This is a genomic window from Micromonospora sp. NPDC127501 (assembly GCF_040302185.1).
In the GTDB taxonomy this organism is placed as follows: domain Bacteria; phylum Actinomycetota; class Actinomycetes; order Mycobacteriales; family Micromonosporaceae; genus Micromonospora.
In genome coordinates this window covers 106,504-121,367 of sequence record NZ_JBEORJ010000012.1, presented here as the reverse complement: position 1 = coordinate 121,367, position 14,864 = coordinate 106,504, and the positions used below count along the sequence as shown (strand labels likewise).

The window sequence follows — 14,864 nt, the reverse complement described above, 5'->3', positions numbered from 1 at the left end:
TGTCGTCGTGCACGCCTTCGACGTGCTGGGCGATCCGGTCCGGCGCCGCATCCTGGAACTGCTCGCCGGTGGCGAGCAGACCGCCGGTGCGGTCAGCGCGGTCATCCGCGAGGAGTTCGGCATCTCCCAGCCTGCCGTGTCCCAGCACCTCAAGGTGTTGCGCGACAACGGCTTCGCCACCGTGCGGCCGGAGGGCACCCGGCGGCTCTACGCGGTCGACCCACGCCCACTGCGCGAGGTCGACGGCTGGCTGGAGCACTTCCGCCGGTTCTGGACCCCACCCCTGGCGGCACTCGCCACCGAGCTGGCCCGGGGCCGACGCGAGCGTCGGCTGCGCGGGCCCGCCGACCCACCCGACGAGAGGAACACCTGATGTTCGACGCCACCGAGCAGATCAACGCCGTCCAGCGGAAGGTCGGCAGCCGCACCCTGGAAGCCGGTGAGGCGCGGGTCACCACGATCAGCCAGACCTACCAGGCGACGGCCGAGGATCTGTGGGACGCCTGCACCAGCGCCGAGCGCATCCCGCGCTGGTTCCTGCCGATCTCCGGCGACCTGCGGCTGGGCGGCACGTACCAGCTCCAGGGCAACGCCCACGGCACCGTCGAGAGCTGCGAGCCGCCGCACCGCTTCACCGCCACCTGGGAAATGGGCGGCGAGGTGAGCTGGATCGAGGTGCGGGTCACCCCGGTCGGCGACGAGCGGGCCCGCCTCGACCTGGACCACATCGCGCACGTCGACCAGGACCGGTGGGCCCAGTTCGGGCCGGGCGCGGTCGGCGTCGGCTGGGACCTCGGGCTGCTCGGCCTCGCCTCGCACCTGGCCGGCGACGGCAGCGGAATCACCCCCGAGCAGGGTGCCGAGTGGACCGCCTCCGCCGAGGGACGACGGGCCATTGAGTTGAGCAGCCAGCTGTGGTGCGAAGCGAGCATCGCCGCCGGCACCGACGCCGACGAGGCGAAGGCCGCCGCCGAACGCACCACCGCCTTCTACACGGGCGAGCCGGCAGCCTGAGCCGGGGCGAGGCGGCGGCGCGGCAGCCTGGGTGGAGATCGGAGTAACGTGCTGCGGCATGACCGGCACGCCGTACTCGCACTGCTCCTACTGCGGCGCCGCCTACCCGCCGGCCGCCGGATGGCCGCGAGTCTGCGCGGTCTGCGGCGAGACCGTCTGGCGCAACCCGCTGCCGGTGGCGGTCGCGGTGCTGCCGGTCCGCACGGCCGAGGGCCTGGGTGTGGTGGTGGTCCGCCGGGACATCGAGCCGGCCCGCGGCCTGCTCGCGCTGCCCGGCGGCTTCATCGAGTACGGCGAGGAGTGGTCCGACGCACTCGTGCGTGAGCTGCGGGAGGAGACCGGCCTGATCGCGTCGGCCGAGGACGCCCGCCTGTTCGCGGTGCACGGCGCACCGGCGGGCGGCACGATGATGGTCTTCGGAGTGCTGCCCGAGCGGGCGGCCGAGGACCTGCCACCGTCGGCGCCGACCGAGGAGGCGACCGAGTGGCTGGTGCTCATCGACCCGGTCGAGTTGGCGTTCGACACCCACACGCGCGTCCTCGCCGACTTCCTCACCCCCGGCCGCCCCGCCTGACCCACCGCCTCGCCTGACCGACCGGCCTCCGCGCGCCCCACCGCCTCGCCCGAACCCCCCGCTGCCCCAGCAGCTCCCAACGAGCGCAAGATCGCGCTCGATCCTTGTTGTAGTGGCATCAACGACCGCCGAGGCCACTACTTCCTGGATCGAGCACGATCTTGCGGCGCGGGGGGACTTTCTTGATCCGGGCGCCGCCTGATCGTGCCCGGGACCGCGTGCCGCCGCTAGGTGGTCGGCGGGTCGTGGGGCACGTCCGGCGCGCCCTCGATGATCGGCAGCAGGACCCGGAAGGTGGTGCGTCCCGGCTCGGTCTCCACCCGGATGTCGCCGTGGTGTTTGTGCACCACGATCCGGTACGAGATGTCCAGCCCCAGGCCGGTGCCCGCGCCGACCGGCTTGGTGGTGAAGAACGGCTCGAAGATGCGCGGACGCACCTCCGGCGGGATGCCCGGCCCGGTGTCGGTGATCTCCACCGCCAGTTGGTCGTCGACCCGTCCGGTGCGGACGGTCAGCACACCCTTCTCCCCCATCGCGCCCAACGCGTTGTCGATCAGGTTGGTCCACACCTGGTTCAGCTCGGCCGCGTACGCCGGGACCGGTGGGAGGTCCCGGTCGTACTCGCGGACCAGCTTGACCTCGGCGGGGATCTTGCCCTTGAACATCACCAGCGTGGCGTCGAGCAGGTCGTGCACGTCCACCACCCGGTGCGGCGCGCGGTCCAGTTGCGAGTACTGCTTGGCGGCGTCCACGAGCCCGGAGATCCGGGTGACCGCGTCGCCGATCTCGCGCATCAGCAGCTCGGTGTCGACGGTGTAGGTGAGCCAACGCACCGCCGCCTCCAGGTCCGCGGCGCCGACCGCGGCCTTGACCTGTGCCAGCCAGGCCGCGTCGAGCCCACCGCCGACCAGGATCGGCGCCAGGTCCCAGGCGCCGCCGACGCCATGGTCCTCCAACCAGTCGGTGAGGGTGTCCTCGGCGTCGGCGGTGGCCATCGGGGTCAGCTTCGGCGCGGTGGCCACCCGGGCGACCGCCTCCTCCTGCAACGCGACGAGGCCGTGCAGGGCGCTTCCGTCGAGCCGTCCGTCGGCGATCATGGCGAGCTTGTGCCGCATCCCGGCGACCCGGTCCCGCAGAACCGACGTGGCCCGCACCGCCGCCCCGGCCGGATTGTTCAGCTCGTGGGTCAACCCCGCCGAGAGCGAACCGAGGGCCAGCAACCGCTCCCGCTCACCGACGATGGCCTGACTGTCCCGCATTCCGAAGAACAGACCCTCCAACAGGTGCATGGGCATCGGGAACCAGGACCGCAGGGCGTACGCGAAGTCCTCCGCCGGCAGCACGAAGAACTCCGCGTCGGTCACCGCCCGCAGGCTGTTGCGGTAGATCTGGTCGACCTGGTCACCCAGGTACGCCTGAGTGGCCCCGCCGTACACCCCGCGCTGGTCGGTCCGGCTGACCTCGACGTCGTCGCCGCGCACCAGGCGACTCAACGCCACCGCCCCGCGCACCAGCACGAAGAAGCAGGTCGCGGGCTCACCCTCGCCGTACACGAGGGTGCCGCCGGCGCGCTGCTCGACCCGGCCGTGCTCGGCCAGCCAGTCGAGTTGCCCGTCGTCGAGCGCCTCGAACAGGAACAGAGTGCGCAACTGCGCCGGTGTCAGCCGGTCAGACTCGGTGGTCACAGGGACTCCTTCGCTCGCGACTGGGCTCGCAGAACCGGCTCATTGGGCCTCCAGGTAGCGGTGCACCAGCGACACCGCCATCGCACCCTCGCCGACGGCCGAGGCGACCCGCTTGACCGACTCGGCCCGCACGTCCCCGGCGGCGAACACACCCGGCACGCTGGTCTCCAGGTGGTACGGGTCGCGCGACAGCGACCAGCCGGCCGGCCGCCGCCCCCCGGCGAGCAGATCCGGGCCGGTCACGATGAAACCACGGTCGTCGCGGACCAGCACCCCGTCCAGCCAGTCGGTGCGGGGCTCCGCGCCGATGAAGATGAACAGCCAGGAGGTGTCGACGGAGCGGGCCTCCCCGGTGCGGGTGTCACAGAGGGTGAGCCGTTCCAGGTGGTCCTCCCCCGCCGCGCCGATCACGGCGGTGTGCGGGTGCACGGTGATCCGGTCGATCCGTTCCAACTGGTCGATCAGGTAACGCGACATCGAGGCGGTCAGGTCCGCACCACGGATGAGCAGGTGCACCCTCGACGCGTACCGGGAGAAGTGGACCGCCGCCTGGCCGGCGGAGTTCGCCCCGCCGACGATGTAGACGTCCTGCTCGACGCAGCTCGGCGCCTCGGTGGCGGCGGCGCCGTAGAACACCCCCCGCCCGGTGAAGTCGGCCAGCCCCGGGGCGTCGAGCACCCGGTACGACACGCCGGTGGCCAGCACCACGGTGTGCGCGGCGATCTCGGTGCCGTCGCCGAAGCGCAGCAGTCGGGCACCGCCGGCCTCGCTGAGACCGACCACCTCCCGGGCGCTGAGCAGTTCCGCGCCGAACTTGACCGCCTGCCGCCGGGCCCGGTCGGTCAACTGCGCGCCGGAGACACCGTCCGGGAAGCCCAGGTAGTTCTCGATGCGGCTGCTCTGCCCGGCCTGACCGCCGGTCGCCCGTCGCTCCACGAGGACGGTGCGCAGCCCCTCCGACGCGCCGTACACCGCCGAACCGAGACCGGCGGGGCCGCCGCCGATCACCACCAGGTCGTAGAAGTCACACGCCGGCACCACCGTCAACCCGGCCAGCGCGGCCAACTCGGCCTCGCTCGGGGCGACCAATGCCTTGCCCTCCGGCGTCACCACCAGGGGTACGTCCGCCTCGGTGGCCCCGGCCGCGTCGAGCAACCGGACGCCCTCCGGATCGTCGGACAACAGCCACCGGTACGGCACCAGGTTGCGGGCCAGGAAGTCGCGGACCTTGAACGACGGGGCCGACCAGCGGTGCCCGACGACCCGGATCTCCGCGCTGGCCGCGTCCGGGGTGACCGCCCACGCCTCCAGCAGCCCGTCGACCACCGGGTACAGCTTCTCCTCCGGCGGGTGCCAGGGCTTGAGCAGGTAGTGGTCCAGGTCGACCACGTTGATGGCCTCGATCGCGGCGTCGGTGTCCGCGTACGCGGTGAGCAGCACCCGGCGAGCCGCCGGGAAGATGTCCATGGCCGCTTCCAGGAACTCGACACCGGTCATCTCCGGCATCCGGTGGTCGGCCAGCAGCAGCGCCACCTGTTCGCCGCGCAGCTTGACCTCGCGCAGCGCGTCCAACGCCTCCGGCCCGGAGGACGCCCGCAACACCCGGTAGCGGTCGCCGTAGCGGCGCCGGATGTCCCGGGCCACCGCCCGGGACACCACGGGGTCGTCGTCGACGGTCAGGATCACCGGGTTCGCCATGGCGCCATGAAATCACCTGTCGAGGGTCGACCGCACCATCGCCTGGGCCCGGCCCACGGTTGACCGCCCCGCAGACGGGTAAGCCGGGGAGCCGTGCGGGTGGCCGGACATCGACGACCCGCCCGGTTGCCGCGCACACCTCGGGGGGCCCATGGCGGACGCGACACCGACCGGACCGACGACGTCGGGCGGGATCGTGGAGCTGCGGGTGCACGGTGTCTCCGGCGCGGGCGCGGACCAGGTGTTGGACCGGCCGCACGTGCACCAGGTCGCCGGGGACCGCAGCGGCGGGTTCTACCGGCCGCGCCCCGGCTATCCGGACTCCACCGGCACCGACGGGGTGACGCTGGAGGCGTACCGCTGGAGTGACCTGCCGTCCGGCACGGCAGTGCGGACGCTGTCGCTGGTCTTCCTGCTGCCGTTCATGCTCTGCAACGTGGCGCTCTGGATGCGCCCGGCGAACACCGTCTCGACGCGCGGCTTCATGGCGCTGTGCCGGGTGCTAGCCCTCACCCTCACCGTGCTCTACGTGCTCTCCATCGTCGGGGTGGCGCTGGACCTGATCGCGTGGCGCTGCATGGGCACCCCGTCCTGCCTGGCCGGCCGGAGCTGGCTGTCCTGGCTCGGCGGGCGTCCGATCGGGCTACGCCTGGGTGTGCTGGCGCTCGTGCCGGTCGCCGCCATCGGGCTCGTCTGGTGGCTGGGCGCCCGCCCGGGCCATTCGTTCGACGCGTTCCGGACGCCGACGACGCCGACGTCGAAACACCAGTTGAGCGCCGTCGGCCAGTGGGACGGCGAGCCGTTGGTGGGTCGGCTGCGCTCGGTCCACGTCGCGGCGGCGTTCGCCACGCTGAGCGGAAGCCTGTTGGCCGCGCGAGCCAGCCAACACTCCTCGCGGGTGATGGTGATCCTGCTGACGGCCACCGGGGCGGTACTGCTGGCCTGCCTGGTCCTGGTCACCGTGGTGCCGAGCATCGACCGCACCGACCCGTCGCCCCGGGTGGACGGCGTGTTTCGCGGGCTGCGCACCATCGCCTGCGGCGTGACGATGTTGGTGATCGTGCACATCGTCATCAGCCCGGCGCCGTGGCCGCAGGACGGTGCGCTGCCCGGTTACGGCGCGATCGTGGCCTGGCTGTTCGTCAGCCAGGAGATGCTGGTGGCCGTGCTCGCCGCGCTGGTGATCTGGCGGCGGGGTGGCGGCCAGCGGAGGTCACCGATACGCGCGCTGGGAGCGCCGGTCTTCATCACGATCTCGGCCGGGCTCGCCGTGGCGTTCTCCGCCGAGTTGGTCTACCGGGTGGCGGACCTGCTCGATCGCGAGGGGACGACCGCGGATGGTCTGGAGACCAGCCCTCCCCTGGCGTACAAGTGGGCGATCTTCGGGTTCTTCCTGGCCGTGGTGACCGCGCTGCTGGTGGCCGGCCTGGTCACCAGGATGACCCGGCGCGGGCGCCGGCGGGCCGCGCGGGCGATCGTGGCCGCCGATTTCCCGGACGCGCCGCCGCGGGCGGCGGCCCGGCTGCGGCGGGTCGAGCAGGCGGTGGCCCGGGCCCGCTTCACCGAGCGGTTGGAACCGCTCTCCGTGGTGTACGCCGCCCTGGCGGCGCTCGGTCTGGCCACCAGCGTGCTGGGCCTGCTCCAGCTCCCGCCCGGCGACGTGGCGCAGCGCTACGTCGGCGTCCCGGAGGGCATGGTCAACTTCCTGATCGGTTCGGGTAGCTACGTGATCGCCGCGATCCTGCTCGGCCTGGTGGTGGGCGGCATCTTCGCCTACCGGACGGCGCAGTTCCGTCGGTACGTGGGGGTGCTCTGGGATCTGGGCACCTTCTGGCCCCGGGCGGCGCACCCGTTCGCGCCGCCCTGTTACGCCGAGCGGGCCGTGCCGGAGTTGGCCAAGCGGATCACCTACCTGGTGGAACAGGGGCAGGGTGTGCTGCTGGCCGGGCACAGCCATGGCTCGGTGCTGCTCGCCGCCACGGTCCTGCAACTGCCCACCCGGATCACCGAGCGGGTCGCCCTGCTGACCTACGGGTCACCGCTGGGCCGGCTGTACTCCCGGCTGTTCCCCGCGTACGCCGACGAGCCGGCGCTGCGGGAGATCGGCGATCGGGTCGGCTGGCGCTGGATCAACCTGTGGCGCGACACCGACCCGATCGGCGGCTGGATCTTCGCCTCCCACCGGCCCGGGGAGGCGGAGACGCTGACCGGGCCGGCGGCGATGGTGGATCGCCGGTTGGTCGACCCGCAGGACGTGGTGCCGGCACCCAGCGACAGCGTTCCCCCACCGATCTTGGGGCACTGGCCGTGTGAGTCGCAGGATGAGTTCGCCGAGTCGGTGCGGGAGCTGACCGGGCGACTGCTCGCCGAACGCCGGACGACCGGCTGAGGCAGCGGCCGGATATCGTCGCGGGGTGAGCCCCTCCAAGCAGCCCGAACGCCGGTTGATCGCCTCGAACAAGAAGGCCCGGCACGAGTACACCGTGCTGCGCACGTACGAGGCGGGCATCGTGCTGGTCGGCACCGAGGTGAAGTCGCTGCGCGAGGGGCGGGCCTCGCTGGTGGACGCGTTCGCGCACGAGCGCGACGGCGAGATCGTGTTGTACGGCCTGCACATCGCCGAGTACACCTACGGCACGTGGACCAACCACGCCCCACGGCGCAACCGCAAGCTGCTGCTGCACCGCGCCGAGATCGACCGGATCCTGGACAAGGTCCGCGAGGGTGGGGTGACCATGGTCCCGCTGTCGATGTACTTCGAGAACGGCTACGCCAAGGTCGAGTTGGCTCTCGCCAAGGGCAAGCGCTCCTACGACAAGCGGCAGACGCTGGCCGAGCGTGACGCCAACCGGGAGATCGCCCGCGAGCTGGGCCGGCACCTCAAGGGCCATCCCCGCCGGCCCTGACCTCCTTCGGATCGCGGTTGTTTCACGCGGCACGCCCTGCGGGTCGTTGACGTCCCTGCGGTGACGTGGTCTGCTCAGTCGACACCGTTAATGGAAACGGTAATCATTAGCTGATGCGGAGGAGAACCATGTCGCTCACCGTCCCGCCCGCCCTGCTCGACGCCGCCGAACGAGGCCCGATCGACGACGAGGCCTTCATCGCCTGCGTCCGTGACTCACTCCCGTACGCCTGGGCCACTGTGAGCCGGGTGGTCGCCGAACTGGAGGCCGGTGACGACGACCTGGCCGACAACGTCGTCCCGCCACCCACCGACGCCGATCGGGGGCAACTGCTCCGGGCCCTGGCCAGCGACGCGATCCGCGCCGGCCTGGAACGGCACTTCGGCGTACGCCTGGCGTTCCAGAACTGCCACCGCGTCGCCGCGTTCCGCCCGTCGGCCGTCGACGGGGAGCGCTATCGCCGCTTCGTGTCGACCCGCGGCCAACTGCTCAACCAGTCGCCGGAGCTGCGCAACTGCTGACGGCCCTGGTGGACCCGCCGGAAACGCCGGCGGGTCCACCCTTTTCGCTAGCGGCCGATCTTGTCCAGCTCGGCGAGGTCGTCGTCGGAGAGGGGCAGTGCGGCGCCCGCGATGTTCTCGCGCAGGTGCGTCGCGGACGAGGTGCCCGGGATCAGCAGGATGTTCGGCGAACGCCGTAGCAGCCAGGCCAGGGCCACCGACATCGGTGCCGCCTCCAGCCGAGCGGCCACGGTCGAGAGCACTGAGGACTGCAGAGGGCTGAAGCCGCCGAGCGGAAAGAACGGCACATAGGCGATGCCCTGCTCGGCGAGCGCGTCGATCAGCTCGTCGTCCTGGCGGTGGGCGAGGTTGTACATGTTCTGCACGCACACGATCGGCGCGATGGCCTGCGCCTCGGCGACCTGTTCCGGCGTCGCGTTGCTCACTCCGAGGTGCCGGATCAGGCCCTGCTGCTGAAGGCCGACGAGTGTTTCGAACGCCTCGGCGACCGAACCGGGCTGCGGGCCCGCGGCGTCACCGAGCCGGAGGTTGACAAGGTCGAGCACGTCGAGACCGAGGGTCTCGATGTTCTCGTGCACGGACCGACGCAGGCTTTCCGGGTCACGGGCCGGCGGCCAGCCGCCCTGCTGGTCGCGGTTCGCGCCGACCTTGGTCACGATGTGCAGCGAATCGGGGTACGGGTGCAGCGCTTCCCGGATCAGCTGGTTGGTGACATGCGGCCCGTAGGCCTCGGAGGTGTCGATGTGGGTGATGCCAAGCTCGACGGCCGCGCGAAGGACGGCGAGTGCGCCGCCGTGGTCGGCCGGCGGTCCCATGACCCAGGGGCCGGCCAGCTGCATGGCGCCGTAGCCGAACCGGGTGACCGGCAGGTCTCCCAGCGTCCAGGTGCCGCCGGGAAGGGAGGTGGAGACCATGTTCGTACCTCTGGCTTTCGTGTCGCACCGAGCGGTGCCGGTGCATCGTGTACCTGCTCCACTATCGGGGTGTAACTTCACTACGGGAAGTAGGCACCTGAAGGTGCGTAACGCCCCGGCGGCGGGAGGAGCGGTCCGATGACGACGACGACGGCGGCGCGCAAGAGAGTTCAGGCCAAGGCGGAATATGACGCCTTCCTGGCGCAGTGTCCGAGCCGCAAGCTGCTCGACCGCATCGCGGACAAGTGGGTCACGTTGGTTCTGGCCGCGCTACGCAGCGACGGTTCGCACCGGGTCGGCGCCGACTGCGCCGGCGAGCCGCGGCCGATGCGGTACTCGGAGCTGTCGCGCCTCCTGGCCGGGGTCAGTCAGAAGATGCTGACCCAGACGCTGCGCTCCCTGGAGCGCGACGGTCTGATCACCCGCACCGTGGTGCCGACCGTGCCCGTCACCGTCACCTACGAGCTGACCGACCTCGGTGTCTCCCTGCACGAGGTGATACGCGGCCTGAAGGGCTGGGCCGAAACGCACATGGACGACGTGCTCGCCAACCGCGCGACGTACGACGCCCAGGTCGCCTGAGCCGCTCCGCCTCGCCCGGACGGAACGACGCAACACCGGGTCGCGCATCTGCGGTCCGATAAACCTCCGGAAGTACGCAGACACAGCACGGTCCGGCCTTTCCTGCTCGCAGATGCGGCAGCTAGGGTGAGCCGGTGACGATGTTCCGGATCGGTGAGGCGGCCGACCTGCTCGGTGTCAGCAGCGACACCATCCGCCGCTGGGTCGATGCCGGGCGGCTGACGGCCGGGCGCGACGAGCACGGCCACCGGGTGATCGACGGGGTCGACCTGGCCGCGTTCGCCCGCGCCCAGGCCGCCGACCCGGACGCGGGCGCCGAGTTCTCCTCGGCTCGCAACCGGCTGCGCGGCATCGTCGTCGACGTCCGCAAGGACACGGTGATGGCCCAGGTCGACATCCAGGCCGGCCCGTTCCGCGTCGTGTCGCTGATGAGCCGGGAGGCGGTCGACGAGCTCGATCTGCGGGTCGGGTCGATGGCCGTCGCGGTGATCAAGTCGACCACGGTGGTGGTGGAGCGGGCCGCGCCCGCCCCGAGCAGGGCAAGGTCGGGCGGATGAGCGCGCGGGCGACGCGTACGGCGACGGCCGTGCTCATGGCGTTGACCGTCGCCGGCTGCGGCGCGGGCGACGACCGGGCCTCCGGCGGCGCCGCGGACGACCGGGGCATCGGCGCGGTGACGGTGTTCGCGGCCGCCTCGCTGACCGAGTCGTTCCGCCGGATCGGCGACGACTTCGAGGCCGCCAACCCCGGCAGCACCGTGACCCTCAACATCGCGGGCAGCTCAGCCCTGGCCAACCAGATCAACCAGGGTGCGCCGGCGGACGTGTTCGCCTCCGCCGCACCGGCGAACATGGCCACTGTCACCGAGGGGGGCAACGCCGACGGCACACCGACCACCTTCGCCCGCAACCAGTTGGTCATCGGGGTGCCCCGGGGCAACCCGGGGGGCGTGACCGGGCTGGCCGACCTGAGCAGGCCCGGCGTGAAGGTGGCCCTCTGCGCCAACCAGGTGCCCTGCGGCGCGGCGGCCCGCACCGCCCTGGACGCGGCCGGCGTCGCGCTGACGCCGGTCACCCTCGAGCAGGACGTCAAGGGCGCGCTCGCCAAGGTGAAGCTCGGTGAGGTCGACGCGGCCCTGGTCTACCGCACCGACGCGCGAGCGGCGAGCGCCGACGTGACAGCGGTGGAGTTTCCCGAGTCGGCGCGGGCGGTCAACGACTACCCGATCGTCGCGCTGAAGGACGCCCCGAATCCGGCCGGCGCGAGGGCCTTCGTCGCATACGTCCGCTCGGCGCCGGCGCAGGCGGTCCTCGCCGAAGCCGGTTTCCAGACGCCATGAGCCAGCTCCTTGAGCACGCCGCGCCCCGACGGCGGGGGCGCGCGCCGATCGCGCTGCTGATCCCCGCCGGGTTGGGGCTGCTCTTCCTCGTCCTGCCGTTGGCGGGGCTGCTGATCCGGGCACCGTGGACGACCCTGCCGGAGCGGCTCACCGAGCCGGGCGCGTTGACCGCCCTGCGGCTGTCGGTGCAGACCGCCACCCTCGCCACCGCGCTCTGCCTGTTGCTCGGTGTGCCGCTCGCCTGGGTGCTGGCCCGGGTCGAGTTTCCCGGCCGTCGGCTGGTACGCGCGCTGGTCACCGTGCCGCTGGTGCTGCCGCCGGTGGTCGGTGGGGTGGCGCTGTTGCTGGTCTTCGGGCGGCGTGGCCTGCTCGGGGGCTGGCTCGACAGCACGTTCGGCGTCACCCTGCCCTTCAGCACCACGGGTGTCGTGCTGGCCGAGGCGTTCGTCGCCATGCCGTTCCTGGTGATCGCCGTGGAGGGTGCGCTACGCGCCGCCGACCACCGCTTCGAGGAGGCCGCGGCGACGTTGGGCGCCAGCCGGTGGACCACCTTCACCCACGTCACGCTGCCGCTGGTAGCGCCCGGTCTGGCCGCCGGGGCGGTGCTCTGCTGGGCGCGGGCGCTCGGCGAGTTCGGTGCCACCATCACCTTCGCCGGCAACTACCCCGGTCGGACGCAGACCATGCCGCTCGCCGTCTACCTGGCGTTGGAGACCGACCTGGAGTCCGCGATCGTGCTCAGCCTGGTGCTGCTCGTCGTGTCGGTGGGCATCCTGGTGGCGTTGCGGGACCGCTGGATGACCACCGCATGAGCGACCGACTTCTCGACGCGCGGCTCGTCGTCAACCGGGGCGCCTTCCGGCTCGACGTGCCGCTGCGGGTCGCGCCGGGTGAGGTGGTGGCGCTGCTCGGCCCGAACGGCGCCGGCAAGACCACAGCGCTGCGGGCGCTGGCCGGGCTGCATCCCCTCACCGACGGGCACGTCACCCTCGACGGCGTCGACCTGGACCGCCCGGCGACCGGTGGCTGGGTGCCCACCGAACGCCGGTCGATCGGCGTGGTCTTCCAGGACTACCTGCTCTTTCCGCACCTCAGCGCACTGGACAACGTGGCCTTCGGGCCGCGCCGGCACGGCGTCGAGCGGCGGGCCGCCCGCGCCACGGCCCGGGAGTGGCTGGGCCGGGTGGGGCTTGACGCGCAGGCGCAGCGCCGGCCGCGGCAGCTCTCCGGTGGTCAGGCGCAGCGGGTGGCGCTGGCCCGCGCGCTGGCCGTGGCGCCGTCGCTGCTGCTGTTGGACGAGCCGCTCGCCGCACTGGACGCCCGCACCCGGCTGGACACCCGCGCGGAGCTGCACCGGCACCTGTCGGCGCACACTGGCGCGACGGTGCTGGTCACCCACGACCCGCTGGACGCGCTGGCGTTGGCCGACCGACTGGTCATCGTCGAGGGTGGCCGGGTGGTCCAGGAGGGCGACGGGCCGAGCGTCACCGCCCGCCCGCGCACCGACTACGTCGCCCGGCTGGTCGGGCTCAACCTGTACCGGGGTCGCGCCGACGGGCACGGGGTGCGGGTGTCGCCGGAGCTGACCCTCACGGTCGCCGACCGGTTGGACGGCGAGGCGTTCGTGGCGTTTCGCCCGGCCGCGGTGGCTCTGCACCCGGCCCGGCCGGAGGGCAGCCCACGGAACACCTGGGCGGGCACCGTGGCCGGCGTCCAGCGCCACGGCGACAACGTGCGGGTGCAACTGGACGGACCGATCGGGGTGGCCGCCGACGTCACGCCCGCCGCCGCCGCCCAGCTGCGGCTGATCCCCGGCCAGCGGGTCTGGGTGGCGGTCAAGGCGACCGAGACCCACGCGTACCCGGCCACCGGTTGACCCGACGCCGGCCACTCGTCACCGGGGTGGACCCGGCCGCCGCGTCCCTCGCTGCCGCCCGCGCCGAGCCGACCGCCGGCGGGCGCGACACCGACCGGCTTGCCCCGTCAACGCGGAACCGCCAGCCGGCGCGACACCGCCGCACACGCGGCGCGGCACACGCCTCAACTGGTGCGACCAACGCGGTGCGGACGCGGACGCGAGTCAGCCGGCGAGCAGGTCGGCGTGTGCGGCGCGCAGCCGGGCCAGCGTCGGGTCGCTGCCCGGCACGACCCGGCTGTCCAGCTCGGCCCACGCCTCGGCCAGCGCCGCGCGGACCGCGCCAAGCTCGGCGGCGTGCCGCTGTGTGCTGCGTCTGTGCTGCTCCTCGAGGCGGCGGGCCCAGCCGGCGGTGACCGTCGCGAGCCGGTCGGCGTCAGCGCGGGCCTGGGCGCCGCTGCGGGCGGCTGCGGCGGGGACGATCGCGGCGACCGGGCGGGGATCGCCGTCGCGGGTGACGACGGTGACCGCGTCGGTCAGCTCGGCCAGCGCGACGAGCTGACTGAACCGGGTGCGCGCCTCACGCAGCGGCACGGAACGCGGCGGGTCGGAACGAGGGGTGAGCGCGGGGACGGCCATGGATGCATGGTGCCGCGCGGGTATGACAACTATTCGCTGTCGTCAGTGGACGGTGCGTGGCGGGCAAACCACTCGTCGGCCAGCACCGACCAGACCTCAAGGTCGATCCGACCGTGCGGACCCGGGATGGCCTGGCGCAGCGTGCCGTCGAGGCGCAGGCCGAGCCGGTCGGCGAGAGCCTTGCTGCGGGTGTTGTCGGCGTTGGTACGCCACTCCACCCGTTGGATGCCGCGCTCGCGCACCGCCCAGTCGACGATCCGGCGCACCGCCGGGGCGACCAGGCCTCTGCCCTGCGCCGCCGGCTCCACCCAACAACCGACCTCGCAGACGCCCCGGGTCACGTCGAACGACACGAACATCACCCCACCGACGAGCGTGCCCCGCCACCACAACCCCCAGATGCCACCGCTGTCGCTGGCCCACAGGTCGGCGTAGCGCTGCAACACCGCACGGGCCGACGGCAGATTGGTGGCGACGAAGGACGGCGACACCCAGGGCTGGATGTGCTCACGGGCCCGATCGAGGTGGGTGAGGAACTCCTCGGCCCGCCACGGGTTCAACGGGCGCAGCTCGACGTCCTCGGTCAGCGGCAGGGCGAACACCGGGCCTCCACTCAATGCGCTTCTCACGTCGGTAGCAGGCTCGCACAGGCACCTCGGTCGAGGCACGGCCGCCCTCCGCGCTCACGCCGGCAGGTGGGTCCGCAGCGCGGCGAACTGGGCCACGGTCAGGTAGGAGGGGTTGGCGGCCTGCGGCTGACGGAACACCTCCAGGGCGGCGAGCCGGTCATCGGCGCGCAACAGCAGCCGGGATACCCGGTCCCGTTCGGCGAGGATGGGCAGATCCAGCGGTACCGACCACGGGTGCCCCGGCGCGCCTGGCTCGGCCGCCCCGGTGACCCGCCCGACGCCCCACACTCCGTACGGCAGTCGGCCCCGGCTGCCGCTTGCCCAGAAGACAACCGGCTGCCCGGCGCGCATCAACCGCGCCCGGTAGCCGGGACGCACGCACCAGCTCGTCACCAGTGGCTCACGGGCGAACCGGGCGGCGAGGTCGACCAGGTCCGCGTTGCCCTTGATCAGCCAGGCGCCCAGGTCGTCGAGGCGTACCCGTGGCTCGGTCACGGCGTACATCTTG

At 72.5% G+C, this 14,864-nt stretch carries 17 protein-coding genes; 11 read left to right on the top strand and 6 right to left on the bottom strand.

Annotated features, from left to right (window positions below):
* The first annotated feature begins 7 nt into the window (after positions 1 to 7).
* From ABTW72_RS25360 to ABTW72_RS25350, 3 genes are read left to right on the top strand one after another with little or no spacing between them, the layout of a single operon-like run.
* Positions 8 to 373, top strand: a complete 366-nt coding sequence (locus ABTW72_RS25360; RefSeq protein ID WP_091398629.1) for an ArsR/SmtB family transcription factor — start codon at positions 8 to 10, stop codon at positions 371 to 373.
* The gene (locus tag ABTW72_RS25355; RefSeq protein ID WP_350862448.1) at positions 373 to 1,014 is read left to right on the top strand and encodes an SRPBCC family protein; all 642 of its coding nucleotides are present in this window, start codon (positions 373 to 375) and stop codon (positions 1,012 to 1,014) included. Before ABTW72_RS25360 ends, ABTW72_RS25355 begins: the two co-directional genes overlap by 1 nt.
* Positions 1,015 to 1,072: 58 nt before the next feature.
* Positions 1,073 to 1,588, top strand: coding sequence for an NUDIX domain-containing protein (locus ABTW72_RS25350; RefSeq protein WP_350862446.1), 516 nt, complete (start codon positions 1,073 to 1,075; stop codon positions 1,586 to 1,588).
* Between the two features lie 227 nt (positions 1,589 to 1,815).
* On the opposite strand, the gene ABTW72_RS25345 is transcribed toward ABTW72_RS25350, so the two are convergent.
* Entirely contained in the window at positions 1,816 to 3,273 is a 1,458-nt protein-coding gene (locus ABTW72_RS25345; RefSeq protein WP_350862444.1) for an ATP-binding protein, read from the bottom strand.
* A gap of 39 nt (positions 3,274 to 3,312) precedes the next feature.
* Entirely contained in the window at positions 3,313 to 4,971 is a 1,659-nt protein-coding gene (locus tag ABTW72_RS25340) for an NAD(P)/FAD-dependent oxidoreductase (protein ID WP_350862442.1), read from the bottom strand.
* Between the two features lie 151 nt (positions 4,972 to 5,122).
* Here ABTW72_RS25340 and ABTW72_RS25335 point away from each other — a divergent pair, with 151 nt between their 5' ends.
* The 3 genes from ABTW72_RS25335 (at position 5,123) to ABTW72_RS25325 (ending at position 8,398) form a co-directional block, all read left to right on the top strand.
* Positions 5,123 to 7,360 carry a hypothetical protein gene (locus tag ABTW72_RS25335; protein ID WP_350862440.1) on the top strand — a complete coding sequence of 746 codons (2,238 nt, stop codon included), beginning with the start codon at positions 5,123 to 5,125 and terminating at the stop codon, positions 7,358 to 7,360.
* 25 nt (positions 7,361 to 7,385) lie between these two features.
* Entirely contained in the window at positions 7,386 to 7,877 is a 492-nt protein-coding gene (gene smpB, locus ABTW72_RS25330; RefSeq protein WP_088948483.1) for an SsrA-binding protein SmpB, read from the top strand.
* Positions 7,878 to 8,005: 128 nt separating this feature from the next.
* Entirely contained in the window at positions 8,006 to 8,398 is a 393-nt protein-coding gene (locus tag ABTW72_RS25325) for an SCO5389 family protein (protein WP_179783419.1), read from the top strand.
* Positions 8,399 to 8,445: 47 nt separating this feature from the next.
* Here the strand turns inward: ABTW72_RS25325 and ABTW72_RS25320 are convergent, their stop codons facing one another.
* Positions 8,446 to 9,312, bottom strand: a complete 867-nt coding sequence (locus ABTW72_RS25320; RefSeq protein WP_350862438.1) for an aldo/keto reductase family oxidoreductase — start codon at positions 9,310 to 9,312, stop codon at positions 8,446 to 8,448.
* Positions 9,313 to 9,450: 138 nt separating this feature from the next.
* Here ABTW72_RS25320 and ABTW72_RS25315 point away from each other — a divergent pair, with 138 nt between their 5' ends.
* The 5 genes from ABTW72_RS25315 to ABTW72_RS25295 all read left to right on the top strand — a co-directional run bounded on the left by ABTW72_RS25315 (position 9,451) and on the right by ABTW72_RS25295 (position 13,109).
* Complete coding sequence (locus ABTW72_RS25315) at positions 9,451 to 9,894, top strand: winged helix-turn-helix transcriptional regulator (RefSeq protein ID WP_350862436.1); 444 nt, start codon at positions 9,451 to 9,453, stop codon at positions 9,892 to 9,894.
* Between the two features lie 134 nt (positions 9,895 to 10,028).
* Positions 10,029 to 10,451, top strand: a complete 423-nt coding sequence (locus ABTW72_RS25310; RefSeq protein ID WP_350862434.1) for a TOBE domain-containing protein — start codon at positions 10,029 to 10,031, stop codon at positions 10,449 to 10,451.
* Positions 10,448 to 11,233 carry a molybdate ABC transporter substrate-binding protein gene (gene modA, locus ABTW72_RS25305; protein WP_350862432.1) on the top strand — a complete coding sequence of 262 codons (786 nt, stop codon included), beginning with the start codon at positions 10,448 to 10,450 and terminating at the stop codon, positions 11,231 to 11,233. Before ABTW72_RS25310 ends, modA begins: the two co-directional genes overlap by 4 nt.
* Positions 11,230 to 12,045, top strand: coding sequence for an ABC transporter permease (locus tag ABTW72_RS25300; protein ID WP_350862430.1), 816 nt, complete (start codon positions 11,230 to 11,232; stop codon positions 12,043 to 12,045). The genes modA and ABTW72_RS25300 overlap by 4 nt, the downstream gene beginning before the upstream one ends.
* Positions 12,042 to 13,109: an ABC transporter ATP-binding protein gene (locus ABTW72_RS25295; protein WP_350862428.1), complete on the top strand. Its 1,068-nt coding sequence runs from the start codon at positions 12,042 to 12,044 to the stop codon at positions 13,107 to 13,109. The genes ABTW72_RS25300 and ABTW72_RS25295 overlap by 4 nt, the downstream gene beginning before the upstream one ends.
* A 204-nt stretch (positions 13,110 to 13,313) precedes the next feature.
* Here ABTW72_RS25295 and ABTW72_RS25290 read toward each other — a convergent pair whose 3' ends face one another.
* The 3 genes from ABTW72_RS25290 to ABTW72_RS25280 all read right to left on the bottom strand — a co-directional run bounded on the left by ABTW72_RS25290 (position 13,314) and on the right by ABTW72_RS25280 (position 14,851).
* Positions 13,314 to 13,727 (bottom strand): type II toxin-antitoxin system Phd/YefM family antitoxin, encoded by a 414-nt coding sequence (locus tag ABTW72_RS25290; RefSeq protein WP_112725106.1) that lies wholly within the window; start codon positions 13,725 to 13,727, stop codon positions 13,314 to 13,316.
* Positions 13,728 to 13,756: 29 nt separating this feature from the next.
* Positions 13,757 to 14,329 carry a GNAT family N-acetyltransferase gene (locus tag ABTW72_RS25285; RefSeq protein WP_350862426.1) on the bottom strand — a complete coding sequence of 191 codons (573 nt, stop codon included), beginning with the start codon at positions 14,327 to 14,329 and terminating at the stop codon, positions 13,757 to 13,759.
* 81 nt (positions 14,330 to 14,410) lie between these two features.
* Positions 14,411 to 14,851, bottom strand: coding sequence for an EVE domain-containing protein (locus tag ABTW72_RS25280; RefSeq protein ID WP_350862425.1), 441 nt, complete (start codon positions 14,849 to 14,851; stop codon positions 14,411 to 14,413).
* Between the last annotated feature and the right edge of the window lie 13 nt (positions 14,852 to 14,864).